A 12531-nucleotide genomic window follows, 5' to 3' on the forward strand; every position below is an offset into this window, starting at 1 on the left:
TTGGGAGCACGCGCGGTTGAGCGCAAGTTCTGATCCCGGATCGCTTATCGGCGCATCCGATACCAACGTCGTCACCCGGTTCGCACCTTCGCCGACCGGCTATCTGCATATCGGCGGTGCGCGCACCGCGTTGTTTAACCTGCTGTTCGCGCGGCATCATGGCGGCAAGTTCCTGCTTCGGATCGAGGATACCGACCGCGCGCGATCGACGCAGCCGGCGATCGACGCGATCCTCGACGGCATGCGCTGGCTCGATCTCGACTGGGACGGCCCGGAAACCTATCAATTCGCCCGCGCCGATCGCCACGCCGAGGTCGCGATGGCAATGGTCGAAAAGGGCGCTGCGTACCGCTGCTACCTGACGCAGGACGAACTTGCGCAGATGCGCGCCGAGGCGGAGGCGGCGAAGAAGCCGCTGCGCATCCGCTCGCCGTGGCGCGACCGCGTGCCCAACGACCCGTCCGCGCCGCATGTCATCCGCCTGAAAGCGCCGACCGAAGGCGCGACGACGATCCACGATCGCGTGCAGGGCGAAGTCACCGTCCAGAATGCAGAAATCGACGACCTCGTCCTGCTCCGCTCCGACGGCACGCCGACCTATATGCTCGCGGTGGTGGTAGACGACCACGACATGGGCGTGACGCACGTCATCCGCGGCGACGACCACCTTAACAACGCGTTCCGCCAGTTGCCGATCTATCGCGCGATGGGCTGGCCGGAACCCGTCTATGCGCACATCCCGCTGATCCACGGATCGGACGGCGCCAAACTGTCGAAGCGTCACGGCGCGCTCGGCGTCGATGCCTATCGCGACGAAATGGGCCTGCTCCCCGAAGCGGTCGACAATTACCTGTTACGGCTCGGCTGGGGGCATGGCGACGACGAGATCATCAGCCGCGATCAGGCGATCCAGTGGTTCGACCTGGCCGGCGTCGGCAAATCACCGAGCCGGTTCGACCTGAAGAAGCTGGAGAACCTTAACGGTCATTATATCCGCGAGGCCGACGATACGCGCCTTGCCGATCTGGTCGCCGCGCGGCTTCCCAATTCGCTCAACGAAACGCAGCGCAACCTGCTGCGCCGCACCATGCCTTTTCTCAAGCCCCGCGCCGCCAATCTGATCGAGCTCGCGGATGGCAGCGCGTTCCTTTTCTCGGTCCGGCCGCTCCAAATCGATACGGACGCGGCGCCGCTTCTCGCGGGAGACGCACCGGCGCTTCTTTCGCAGTTGCACACCGCGCTTGACGCCGCCGAAAGCTGGGATACGGAGACTTTGGAAAACGCGGTCCGGCGGGTCGCCGAGGATGCCGGGGTTAAGCTGGGCCAGGTTGCGCAACCGCTGCGCGCCGCGCTGACCGGCAAGCGTACCTCTCCCGGCATTTTCGATGTGCTTGCCGTCCTCGGCCGCGAAGAAAGCCTGGGCCGCATCGCCGATCAGATGGCGTAAGGATTCGAAGGGAAAGACGATGACCGACACTTCCACCATCAAGCTCGGCGACCATGACTATGCGGTGATGTCGGGCAGCGTCGGTCCCGACGTGATCGACATCCGCAAGCTCTATGCCGACACCGGGATGTTCACCTACGATCCGGGCTTCACCTCGACCGCGAGCTGCGAAAGCGCGTTGACCTATATCGACGGCGACGAGGGAGTACTGCTCCACCGCGGCTATCCGATCGGCCAGCTCGCCGAAGAATCGAGCTTCATGGAAGTCAGCTACCTCCTGCTCAACGGCGAACTGCCGTCAGCAAAGGAGCTGCACGACTTCACGCATACGATCACCCGGCACACGATGCTGCACGAACAGCTGATGACCTTCTATCGCGGGTTCCGGCGCGACGCGCACCCGATGGCGATCATGTGTGGCGTGGTCGGTGCGCTCTCGGCTTTCTATCACGATTCGACCGACATCAACGACCCGCAGCAGCGCATGATCGCGTCGCATCGCCTGATCGCGAAGATGCCGACGATCGCAGCCATGGCCTACAAGTACAGCGTCGGCCAGCCGTTCCTCTACCCGGACAACGACTTGTCCTACACCGGCAACTTCCTGCGCATGACTTTCGGCGTGCCCGCGGAAAAATACGACGTGAACCCGGTGGTAGAAAAGGCGCTCGACCGCATCTTCATCCTCCATGCCGACCACGAACAGAACGCATCGACCTCGACCGTCCGCCTCGCCGGTTCGTCGGGCGCCAATCCGTTCGCGTGCATCGCGGCGGGCATCGCCTGCCTGTGGGGCCCGGCGCATGGTGGCGCGAACGAAGCAGCCCTCAACATGCTGCGCGAGATCGGCACGCCCGACCGCATTCCGGAATTCATCGCGCGCGCGAAGGACAAGAACGACCCGTTCCGCCTGATGGGCTTCGGCCACCGCGTGTACAAGAATTACGATCCGCGCGCGACGGTGATGCAGCAGACAGTGCGCGAGGTGTTCGACGCGCTGAAGGTCAATGACCCGGTGTTCGAAGTCGCGCTGCAGCTTGAGCACATGGCGCTCAACGATCCGTATTTCATCGACAAGAAGCTGTTCCCCAACGTCGATTTCTACTCGGGCGTGATTCTGTCGGCGATCGGCTTCCCGACGACGATGTTCACCGCCTTGTTCGCGCTCGCCCGCACCGTCGGCTGGGTCGCCCAGTGGAACGAGATGATCAGCGATCCCGCGCAGAAGATCGGCCGTCCGCGTCAGCTGTATACGGGTCCGACCCAACGCGACTACGTTCCGGTCGGCAAGCGCTGATGCGGCTGCTGTTCACCATCGCCGGCGTCTTGTGCGTCGCGATGGGCGGCTTGTGGTTCCTCCAGGGCGCCGGAATCGTCCATTGGCCGGCGTCGAGCTTCATGCTCGACATCCGTATCTGGATGCTCTGGGGCGGGTTGCTCGCTCTGTTCGGCCTGATGCTGATCGGCTGGGGCCGGCGGCGGCGCTGAGGCAATGACGTCATCGCTGCCTCGCGTGTTCTTCGACGCGAACGACGGGACGATGGAACACGGCTATTGGCTGATCTTCGAGCAGTCGAAGGCTGACCTAGCAGCATTAGGCGGCGCCTTGCGCGACGGACTTCTCGTCCAACTATACTCGCCGAACGAAATCGAGGTCCAAGCGATCCTGCGCTTTGAATGGGATAGCCATCGCGGCGGCATGTGGATCGGTCAGCCCATCGAGGAGACGCTTGTCCTGCTCGATGGCTCGCGAACTTAGTCTATCTAACTGCTCCGTCCCGGCAGGCTCAGCATGAACCGCGCGCCCTCGCCCGGCGCTGAATCGACGGTCAAGTCACCGCCCATCGCCCGCGCCAGCCGGCGCGCAATGTAGAGACCCAGACCGCTGCCGCCCGGCTCGCTCGGGTCGACGCGTTCGAACTTTTCGAAAATGTGCTCCTGGTCCTCGGCGGCTATGCCCTTGCCCTGGTCCGCGACGATGATCACCGCGGTCTGGCGGTCGCGGTGCGTCCGCACCCACACCATCCCGCCCTCGGGCGAATAGCGCACCGCATTTCCGATGAGATTGACCAGGATTTGCAGCACGCGCTTGAACTCCCCAATCGCGGGTGCTGCGTCTCCGTCCTGGGGCCGATCGATCCGTACATTGCGCTCGGCCGCGCGCACGCTGAGCAGACCGGCGGCGCGGCGGCCGAGATCGGCGAGATCGATCGGTTCGGCGGCAGCGGCGAAATCAGGCCGTTCGATCGCCTGCAGGTCGACCAGATCGTCGACCAGCGCCATCAAATGCCGCCCCGCGCTCGCGATATCGGCGGCGTATTCGACATAGTCCTGCCGGATCGGACCGTCGGTCTGCGCATTGATGCTGTCGGCGTTGGCGATGATCCGCCCCAGCGGCAGCTGCAGCGCGCGCTGCAGCCGCCCCTCAAACGCCTCGGTCAGTGTTTCGCCGGCTGGCTCTGCGGGAACGGGAGCAGCAACCGCAGCGCCGCGCCGCGCCGCGCCGACATAACCCGCGAACTTGCCCGCGCCGTCCAACCGAGGCCGCGCGGACAGCATCACCGTCGCGCCGGTTGCGCGGACCGTCGCGGGCTGGTCATTGAAGGGACCGTGCGCCAGCAGCACCGCGAACAACGGCATCGCGCCATGCTCGTCGGGTATCGGCGTCATCAGCGCGTCGAGCGGCTCGCCTAGCAGGCCATTCGGCTCGATCCCGTATTGCGCCGCCTCGGCTCCGATGGCCGTCAAGTGCAGTGTCGCGTCGGTCTCCCACGACCAATCCGCGTCGCGCAGCAACAGGTCACGTTCGCGCCGCGCCGAATCGATCGGCGGCGTCCACGGCGCCTTCACGCGCCAGCCACTGACCGCTAGCCTGACGCCGCTATCGACGGGATCGGCGCGCACCCACAATTCGACATCGTCGGGCCCGTCCGCCGCCAGCACATGCCGCGACACGGTGATGCCCAGCCGCTGCGCCAGCCGCGCCAGCACGGCGATTTGCGGCACAGCAAACGGTTGGCCGATCGCACCGCCTGCGCGCGCATTAAGTTCCTCGAGCGGGCCGTCCGCTTCCATCAGCCGCCCATCGCGATCGACGAACCCATGGACCGCCGCTTCGCTCATCGCGCGGCCTTCAACGCGGCAATCGCGGCACGAAAGTCGGCCGGCAACGTCAGCGGTGCGAGCGCCGCGCGCGCTTCGTCGGCGCCCACACCCATGACGGCGTCGAGCTGATCGGCGAACGCTTCGACATCGTGGCTCAGCGCAAGCCCGATCTTAGCGATCGTCGCGCGGTCGAGATCGATCGCGCGGAGCGCGAGCCACAAGGAATCGCCGCCGGTTACGACCAACTGGCGCGCGGCGGCAAAATCGGCACGCAGCGCGAACGCCAGCAGCGCCACAAACAGCCCGATGCTCCGATCGCCCAGCGCGTGGGTGAGCAACGCTGGCAGTTCCCCGGGCTGCGGATCGATCGCCGCCGCCAGCCGCGCCGCGGCTCCCTCGACCCGGTCGCCCTCGTCATGCCCGCCAAGCGCGTGCAGCGCCGCGTCGGCAATGACGCGCCCCGCATCGCCGGATGCTAACTGTTCGTGAATCGCCGCCGCCACCCACCAGACCAGCCGGTGATGCAGTTCGGCGGGCAGCGCAGTGCGGCTCATGCGCCCCGTATCAATAAAGGTGCGCCGCTCCGCCTCGCCCGCCATCGTAGCGCGCGCAGCGCTCGCCACATAGGTGTCGGCGCTCGCCGTCAGCCGCGCCAACAGGCTCGCCGCTTCGTGATCGTCGGGGGCGGCATCGGTCAGCGAATCCGCCAGCAGGTCGAGGCTTATGCGGTCGATCAGTTCGCGCATCAGGACGGGATCGCGCAGCACCCCCGCGCCAATCAGCCGGTCGAGCACCGGCGCGCCCTCGGCCGCCTCGGGCAACGACCGCGCCGCGCGCCGCCGTATATCGCCCTCGACCGCCGCGACCATCGCCGTAAGCGTCGCCGTCAGCGTCGCCCGCATGCGGTCGTCCAGCCGCGCATCCTCGTCGATGAAAAAGTCGTCGATGGCATGCGTCAGTCCGCGATCGGCACGCGCTAGCGCTGCCGCCGCACGCGCGAGCAGCTGACTGGCGCCGTTACGGCCGCCGTCGTCAATGTCGCGTTTATCGGTCGACATGGGAAAGCTGTACACCACGCGTCGTTAAAGGGCGGTTAGCCAGATGCCTCAGCCCGCGACCCGCTTGCGCAACTGTTCGATCGCGTGCGCCAGAGTCGCGAGGGCATAGCCCGCCGCCGCCGCGAGCCCGACCAGCGGCTGGCCGCCGATCGCCGCGGGTAGCAGCATAAGTGGATAGGCGGGCGGCGTCGCCCACCACAATCGCCGCTGCCCCGACCCGGCCGCCCGCTCGGCCAGGCACGCGGCGATGACGGCCGACAACGCCAGCAACGGCGCGGTCGCACTACCTGCCACCAACCCCGCCTGCCGCCCGAATAGCAGCGTCGCCAGCGCCGCCGCCACGGGAATCGACCATTTTGCCACCGAGATCAGCCATCTTTCGTCGCGCAGCCACCCCAGCACTTCGGCCAAGGCGAACAGCACGATCGCGGCGATCATCGCTCCCAGCCCGGACGCTGGCCAGCCGAGCACCAGCGCCGCTAGCCCGGCGCCCCCCACGACCATCCCCGATGCCGCGAGCATCAACGCCGGCACGCCCCGCGCCACGAGCGGCGGCAGGACGAGTTTGGCGAGCGGTGCGATCAGGAAGCGATCGATCCAGTTGGTCCGCGCACCGATCGCGGCGATCAATGCCGCGCGGCCCTTCGCCGCCAGCGCACGCGAATCGCGCTGGATGCCATGTCCGTCGCGCACCGCCGCTTCCGGCAAGGCAAGCTGCGCCGCGCCACGTTGCGCCACCACGCGGAGCAGCGACGACGCGAAATCATAGTCTGCTGGCAACTTGGCGACATCGGCGATGCGTTGCGGGTCGATCATGCCGACCCCGGCCCAGACCACGCCCGGCCCGATCCGCTCCAGCCCCTCGCTTTCGGGTGCGACGAGCAACGTGTCGCCCTCACGGTCGCGCATCGCTTCCACTACGCCGCCCGTCGTGACCAGCCCATCGGCAAGCCAGATGACGCGCGCCAGCGGGTGCAGCTTGGCGATGGCCTCTGCGGGGCCACGGACGGTGTCGACGACGACGCCGCGACGGCTCAACCGATTGACCGCTCCAAGCAATTCAGGTGTCAGCCGCGACACGACGACGACGATCTGCGACGCGCCCGCTGCGATCAGCAAACGCGCCTGAAACTCGATCAGGGTCACGCCACCGATCGGCAGCGTCGCCGCGAGCGTGTCGTGGCGGTCCGAAGCATCAGCAGTCGCGAACAGCAGCCCCGCAAGCATGACGGGGCTGTTACGGGGTGAAATTGCTTAACGCAAAGGGTTAGAGGCGAGCGACGGCCCGGCGCAGCTTGCGCACCATCTCCGCATCCCGGGGCGCCTCGGCTGCCTCCGACGCCAGCGCCATCAAGCGCACCGCGCCAAAGCTCGCCGCCAGCCCCTTGAGCCGCGATGCGCCAAGCGCCCAGCCAGCGTCGTCGGTCGCCGCCTCGATCGCCGCGATTGTGCGTTCCGCACTGCCGACAAAAGCGACACGCAGCTCCGCGATCAGGGTCGGTTCGTCGCCAAGCGCGGCTGCCAGTGTGGCGTCGATTGCTCCGGGGTCATAAGCCATAACGTTGCCGTAACACGGGGGCTTTAACGGATCGTTGCGTAATCGCTTTGATCCGGGCCAATTCATGGTAAACACGGTATCATGAGCGGGGGTTCAACCATCGTCGATCTGCGCGTGAACGATGTCGATTTCGGCAATTCGCCCGACGGCGCTTCCGCTGATCGCATCACTGCGGTGTCGGCCAACGAAGCCGAACCGCTCGACCTCAACCGCTATGCCGAAAGCACTGCCGAGCCCGACGAGACACTCGAACTCGACGCCTATGAGGTGTCGGCGAGCATTTCCGGCAAGGTTTTAGGCGGGGCCTTCCTGCTGCTCGCGGCTGCCTGGATCGGGTTCTTCGCCTATTACGTCACCCCCTTCTATCTGACCGCCCGACTGCCGCTGGCGATCGCCCAGATCGTCGCCCTGATGACGATGCCGCTGATCCTGCTCGGCGTGCTGTGGCTGATCGCCCGCCGATCGAGCAAGGCGGAGGCGCGGCGCTTCAATTCCACGGCGCTGTCGATGCGGGTCGAGGCGGGGCACCTCCAGGGCGTCGTCGCGGCGATGACGCACACGATCGAGGCCAACCGCCTAGCGCTCGCCGATCAGATCACCTCGATGATGGCGGCCGCCAGCGGCATGGCTGAACAAATCGCCAATGCGCAGGAACAGGCCGCTGGGCTCGACGCCGCGGCGCGCACGGCGGAGGACAAGCTCAACGTCCTGCTCGCTACCCTGCCCAAGGCGCATGCCGAAACCGACGCGCTGGCCGCGAAGATCGAAGCAACCGGGCTGACCGCGAGCGAACGCGCCGCCGCGCTCGACGCGCAAATCGTCGCCCTTTCGGAACGCGGCAAGGAGGCCGATGCGCTGACCAGTGGCGCGGCCGAACGGCTCGCGGCCAACATCGCGCGGATGGAGGCGACCAGCGAAACCGCCGGTGCAAGGCTGGAAAGCGTTACAGCTACCATGTCCGAAACCGTCGATGGCCTACTCGACCGCACCGCCAGCGCGGTCGATGAAGCGCGCAAGGGAATCACGGCGCAGGGCGACGCCATGGCCGCGATGCTGTCGGCGCACCAGGCGACACTCGACCGCACGGCGACCGACAGCGCCGGGGCGCTCGCAGAGCGTATAGCCGCGGTCGAGGCGGTAGTGAACCATGTCGCCGAAGTCTTGAACAACGGCCAGGCGCAAGTCGATGCGCTCGCACAGTCGATCCAGGACAGCCATGGCGCCGCCGAACGCTTTGCTGGCGAAGCTGCTCCGCAGCTGCTCGAAAGCCTGATGCGGATTCGCGACACCGCCAACACCGCCGCCGACCATGCGCGTGAGGCGATCGAACGGATCGTCCCCGACGCCAGCGCGGCGATCGAAACCGCAGGCAAGGAAGCGTTGGAGAAAAGCCTCGCCGCCATCGCAGAGGCGCAAACGACCGCAGCCGCCTCCGCCACAGAGGCATCGGACAAGCTCAACGACCAGATGCGCGCGATCGCCGACGCGTCGGGGCATATCGAAGCGCGGCTGGCCGCTACCAGCGACGCGGACGGTTTTGCGCGGCGCGTATCGCTGCTGATCGAATCGTTGCAATCGGCGGCGATCGACCTGTCGGCGATCTATGCCGCCGAGGTGCCGGACAAATCCTGGGCAGCCTATCTGCGCGGCGACCGCGGCGCGTTCAGCCGCCGCGCGGTCAAGCTGATCGGCGCGGCCGAGCTCAAGACGATCGCGCAAGTCTATGAACACGACTATACCGTCCGCGAGCACATCAACCGCTACATCCACGATTTCGAGGCGATGCTGCGCGCGGTGCTGGCGCAGCGCGACAGCGCGCCGATCGGCGTGACGTTGCTGTCGTCGGATATGGGCAAGCTCTATGTTGCGCTGGCCCAGTCGATCGAGCGGTTGCGCGCCTAGAGAATCGGCTTCAGTCGAGCCATCCGAAGAAATCGAGCATCTTCGGCGTGATCCAGCCGAACTCGTAATTCGCCACGAACGACGCCCATAGGATCGTCGCCACGATCGTCACGCGCAGCGCGATCTTCCGCATGCTGAATTCGTGCGGTGCGCTTTCGGCCTGCCCGGGAACATAGTCGCCCCCCGCCTCATTCGTCGTCCGCACCCCGAACGGCAGGACGAGGAACACCGAAAACGCCCAGAACAGAAAATAAATCGCGAGCAGCGACGTCCAGCGCATGTCAGATCTCGATCACCAGGACATCGACCACAGGCTTCTTCCCGGTCCATTTAGTCGCGACTCGCCGCACGCCGAGCCGGAGTGATTCGCGCAGATCAGCGAGATCGCCCTTGTGCTTGCGCACGACGTCCGCCGCGGCGTCGCACGCTTCGTCGAGGAAGCTTTCCTTGTCTTCCTCGACCGGCACACCCTGCAGGCGCACCTCTGGGCTGCCAACCAGCCGGTAATTGCCATCGATCGCCACGGCGACCGACATCTGGCCGAAGCTCGCCAACCGCCGCCGCTCGTTCATCGTCGCGCCGTCGGCGGGCAGGATGACGTCGCCGTCGAGCATCAGCCGCCCGACCGGCGCGTGTCCGATCTTCGCCGGCTCGCCCGGCGCAAGGCGGATGATGTCACCGTCATTCTGCACTAGGGCGCGCGGGATGCCATGTGCTAGGCCGAACCGAGCCTGCTCCATCATGTGGCGCATTTCGCCATGCACGGGCACGAGAATGTCCGGTCGGATCCAGCGATACATCGCCTCCAGTTCGGGCCGGCCCGGATGGCCGGAGACGTGGACATGCTCCTGCCGCTCGGTGACCATCTCCACACCCTTGGCGGCGAGTTGGTTCTGAATGCGGCCGATCGCGAGCTCGTTGCCGGGAATCTGCTTCGACGAGAAGATCACCGTGTCGCCCGCGTCCAGCTTGATGGAGTGCGTCCCTTCGGCAATGCGGCCGAGCGCGGCGCGCGGCTCGCCCTGGCCGCCTGTCGCAACCACCAGCACGTCGCTGCTGGGCAGGCCCATCGCGGATTCGGGCGAGATCGGATCCGGGAAATTCTTCAGATAGCCCGTGCTGCGCGCGACCGTCAGGATGCGGTCGAGCGAGCGGCCCGTGACGCAAATCTTGCGATTGGTCGCCTTCGCCACCTCGCCCAGCGTCTGCAGCCGTGCGGCGTTCGAGGCGAAGGTCGTGACGACGACGCGCCCCTTCGCCTTCTTCACCGCCGCGACCAGCCCGTCGCGCACGCTCGCCTCGCTGCCCGACGGCTCGGGATTGAACACGTTGGTCGAGTCGCAGACGAGCGCGAGCACGCCGTCGTCGCCAATCGTTTCCAATTGCTCGGGCGTTGAAGGCTTGCCGAGCACGGCATCGCTGGTGTCTATCTTCCAGTCGCCGGTGTGGAATACGCGGCCATAGGGCGTCCCGATCAACAACGCGCCAGCCTCCGGGATCGAGTGCGCTAAGGGAACCAGATCGACCGAGAAAGGCCCTATATCGAGCACCTTGCCGGGGCTGAGGATGTTGAGCTTGACGCGGTCCTGAACCCCCTCTTCCTCCAACTTGCCGCGGATCAGCCCTGCGGTGAACCTGCTGGCATAGAGGGGCACGCCGAGATCGTCGGCAAGGTAGGGCAGCGCACCGATATGGTCCTCATGACCATGGGTCAGCACGATGCCGACCAGGTTCTCGCGCTGTTCCTCGATAAATTGCAGGTCGGGCAGGATCAGGTCGACGCCGGGATAAGCGGGGTCGGCGAAGGTCACGCCCATGTCGACCATCAGCCACTTGCCCCGGCAGCCGTAGAGATTGACGTTCATGCCAATCTCGCCGGAGCCGCCCAGCGCGACGAAAAGCAGTTCGTTGTTCGGTATCACTCAGTTTCTTTCAAATTCCGGCGCGGCACATTGGCCGCGCAATCCTCAAGCGTGGGCGCGTTCCCACATCATCGCGAGCCCCTGGATCGTCAGGTCGGGCTCGATCGTATCGAATATAGTCGTGTGCTTCTCGAAAAGAACCGCCAGCCCACCAGTGGCGACCACCGTGACCGGCCGAGCAACCTCCGCCTTCATCCGCGCGACCAGGCCCTCGATCATCGCGATATAGCCCCAATAAATGCCGATCTGCATCTGGCTGACGGTATCGCGGCCGATCACCGTGGGGTCGGCCGGCGCCTCGATCGCAATACGCGGCAGCTTGGCGGCCGCGCTGACGAGTGCGTCGAGCGACAGGTTAATGCCAGGCGCGATGATCCCCCCCTTGTACGCGCCGCGATAGTCGATCCAGTCCACCGTCGTCGCCGTGCCGAAGTCGATCACGATCAGGTCGCCTTCGTGCAGCGCGTGCGCGGCGACCGCGTTGACCGCACGGTCGGCGCCCAAGCTCTGCGGTTCCTGAACGTCGATCGCGATGCCCCATTCGGCGCCCTTCTGGCCGGCGATCAGCGGAGTCCGGTCGAAATATTTAGCCGACAGCCATTCCAGATTGTGCGTCGCGCGCGGTACAACGGTAGAGATGATGACGCCGGTCACGTCCGATCGCTGATAACCCTCGATGCCGAGCAACTGGGTCAGCCACACGGCATATTCGTCGGCAGTGCGGCGCGGATCGGTGGCGATGCGCCAGCGTCCCTTGACCTCGCGGCCGTCAAGCAGCGCGAAGACCACATTGGTGTTACCGGCATCGATCGCGAGCAGCATTAGGGCCTCTTTCGACTACAGCAGGAACACGTCGCCAGCGTGAATGACACGCCGCGTGCCGTCCGCCAAGCGAAGGATGAGTGCGCCCTGTGCATCCAGTCCCTCGAAGAGACCGTCGACCGCCGAACCGTCGGGCAAGCGCGCGGTGAGCGGCGTGCCGACGGGATGTGCGGCGGAGACCCAACGGCGGCGCACGACATCGACCCCCTCGCCCCGCCAACGCTCGACCCAGCGAGCGAAAGCGTCGGCAAACGTCTCGGCGAAATCAGCCGGATCGACGCTTACCCCGTACGCCGCCAAGCTAGTAGCGACGCGGTCGGTGTCGGTCGGATGGAGGGAAAGGTTGACGCCAACCCCGATCACGACGGCGTCGCCTGCGCGTTCGAGCAGCACGCCCGAAAGTTTGGCGCCGTCGATCAATAGGTCGTTAGGCCATTTGAGCTGGGCAGCCCCAGGGCGATAGGCGCCGACCGCCTCCTCCAACGCCACCGCCGTCACCAACGCCAGCGTCGCCGCGGGCGGGTCGCTCGGCCGCACACGCACCAGCGTCGATGTGTAGAGGTTGCCGACAGGCGACACCCATTCGCGGCCCTGTCGACCCCGCCCACTCGTCTGGCGGTCGGCGCGCAGCCACACCCCTTCTTCCAGGCCGCTTGCGGCGAGCGCGATCATGTCGGCATTGGTCGACCCGGTCTCGGCGACCGTGCGGATCCGCTG

Annotated in this window: 13 protein-coding genes; 5 read left to right on the forward strand and 8 right to left on the reverse strand. The window is 66.2% G+C overall.

What is annotated here, in order from left to right; translation table 11 throughout:
• The first annotated feature begins 16 nt into the window (after nt 1–16).
• The 4 genes from gltX to J0J06_RS06555 are packed head-to-tail and all read left to right on the forward strand — an operon-like array spanning nt 17 to nt 3206.
• Complete coding sequence (gltX, locus tag J0J06_RS06540) at nt 17–1447, forward strand: glutamate--tRNA ligase (RefSeq protein ID WP_294040506.1); 1431 nt, start codon at nt 17–19, stop codon at nt 1445–1447.
• A 19-nt stretch (nt 1448–1466) separates the two neighbouring features.
• Nucleotides 1467–2744 (forward strand): citrate synthase, encoded by a 1278-nt coding sequence (locus tag J0J06_RS06545; RefSeq protein ID WP_294040507.1) that lies wholly within the window; start codon nt 1467–1469, stop codon nt 2742–2744.
• Nucleotides 2744–2935: a hypothetical protein gene (locus J0J06_RS06550; protein ID WP_294040508.1), complete on the forward strand. Its 192-nt coding sequence runs from the start codon at nt 2744–2746 to the stop codon at nt 2933–2935. Before J0J06_RS06545 ends, J0J06_RS06550 begins: the two co-directional genes overlap by 1 nt.
• A 25-nt stretch (nt 2936–2960) precedes the next feature.
• Entirely contained in the window at nt 2961–3206 is a 246-nt protein-coding gene (locus tag J0J06_RS06555; RefSeq protein WP_294040509.1) for a hypothetical protein, read from the forward strand.
• Between the two features lie 5 nt (nt 3207–3211).
• On the opposite strand, the gene J0J06_RS06560 is transcribed toward J0J06_RS06555, so the two are convergent.
• The 4 genes from J0J06_RS06560 to J0J06_RS06575 are packed head-to-tail and all read right to left on the reverse strand — an operon-like array spanning nt 3212 to nt 7168.
• The gene (locus J0J06_RS06560) at nt 3212–4570 is read right to left on the reverse strand and encodes a HAMP domain-containing sensor histidine kinase (protein WP_294040510.1); all 1359 of its coding nucleotides are present in this window, start codon (nt 4568–4570) and stop codon (nt 3212–3214) included.
• On the reverse strand, nt 4567–5610 hold the full coding sequence (locus J0J06_RS06565) for a DUF2336 domain-containing protein (RefSeq protein WP_294040511.1): 1044 nt from the start codon (nt 5608–5610) through the stop codon (nt 4567–4569). Before J0J06_RS06565 ends, J0J06_RS06560 begins: the two co-directional genes overlap by 4 nt.
• A 48-nt stretch (nt 5611–5658) precedes the next feature.
• Entirely contained in the window at nt 5659–6837 is a 1179-nt protein-coding gene (locus tag J0J06_RS06570; protein WP_294040512.1) for a hypothetical protein, read from the reverse strand.
• A 40-nt stretch (nt 6838–6877) separates the two neighbouring features.
• Nucleotides 6878–7168, reverse strand: coding sequence for an Hpt domain-containing protein (locus J0J06_RS06575; RefSeq protein WP_294040513.1), 291 nt, complete (start codon nt 7166–7168; stop codon nt 6878–6880).
• 81 nt (nt 7169–7249) lie between these two features.
• On the opposite strand from J0J06_RS06575, the gene J0J06_RS06580 reads away from it, so the two are divergent.
• Nucleotides 7250–9070, forward strand: a complete 1821-nt coding sequence (locus J0J06_RS06580; RefSeq protein WP_294040514.1) for a hypothetical protein — start codon at nt 7250–7252, stop codon at nt 9068–9070.
• Nucleotides 9071–9080: 10 nt separating this feature from the next.
• On the opposite strand, the gene J0J06_RS06585 is transcribed toward J0J06_RS06580, so the two are convergent.
• From J0J06_RS06585 to J0J06_RS06600, 4 genes are read right to left on the reverse strand one after another with little or no spacing between them, the layout of a single operon-like run.
• Entirely contained in the window at nt 9081–9350 is a 270-nt protein-coding gene (locus J0J06_RS06585) for a DUF1467 family protein (RefSeq protein ID WP_294040515.1), read from the reverse strand.
• Between the two features lies 1 nt (nt 9351).
• Nucleotides 9352–10992: a ribonuclease J gene (locus J0J06_RS06590; RefSeq protein WP_294040516.1), complete on the reverse strand. Its 1641-nt coding sequence runs from the start codon at nt 10990–10992 to the stop codon at nt 9352–9354.
• 45 nt (nt 10993–11037) lie between these two features.
• A complete protein-coding gene (locus J0J06_RS06595; protein WP_294040517.1) occupies nt 11038–11814 on the reverse strand; it encodes a type III pantothenate kinase in 777 nt (258 codons plus the stop codon).
• A 15-nt stretch (nt 11815–11829) separates the two neighbouring features.
• On the reverse strand, nt 11830–12525 hold the full coding sequence (locus J0J06_RS06600) for a biotin--[acetyl-CoA-carboxylase] ligase (RefSeq protein ID WP_294040859.1): 696 nt from the start codon (nt 12523–12525) through the stop codon (nt 11830–11832).
• Between the last annotated feature and the right edge of the window lie 6 nt (nt 12526–12531).

The organism is Sphingomonas sp. (assembly GCF_017304615.1).
GTDB lineage: Bacteria > Pseudomonadota > Alphaproteobacteria > Sphingomonadales > Sphingomonadaceae > Sphingomonas.

Coding starts and splice junctions, on each gene's coding strand:
- J0J06_RS06570 (WP_294040512.1), bottom strand. CDS start 6,837: ATGCTTGCGGGGCTGCTGTTCGCGACTGCTGATGCTTCGGACCGCCAC.
- J0J06_RS06595 (WP_294040517.1), bottom strand. CDS start 11,814: ATGCTGCTCGCGATCGATGCCGGTAACACCAATGTGGTCTTCGCGCTG.
- J0J06_RS06545 (WP_294040507.1), top strand. CDS start 1,467: ATGACCGACACTTCCACCATCAAGCTCGGCGACCATGACTATGCGGTG.
- J0J06_RS06585 (WP_294040515.1), bottom strand. CDS start 9,350: ATGCGCTGGACGTCGCTGCTCGCGATTTATTTTCTGTTCTGGGCGTTT.
- J0J06_RS06575 (WP_294040513.1), bottom strand. CDS start 7,168: ATGGCTTATGACCCCGGAGCAATCGACGCCACACTGGCAGCCGCGCTT.
- J0J06_RS06580 (WP_294040514.1), top strand. CDS start 7,250: ATGAGCGGGGGTTCAACCATCGTCGATCTGCGCGTGAACGATGTCGAT.
- J0J06_RS06565 (WP_294040511.1), bottom strand. CDS start 5,610: ATGTCGACCGATAAACGCGACATTGACGACGGCGGCCGTAACGGCGCC.
- J0J06_RS06560 (WP_294040510.1), bottom strand. CDS start 4,570: ATGAGCGAAGCGGCGGTCCATGGGTTCGTCGATCGCGATGGGCGGCTG.
- J0J06_RS06550 (WP_294040508.1), top strand. CDS start 2,744: ATGCGGCTGCTGTTCACCATCGCCGGCGTCTTGTGCGTCGCGATGGGC.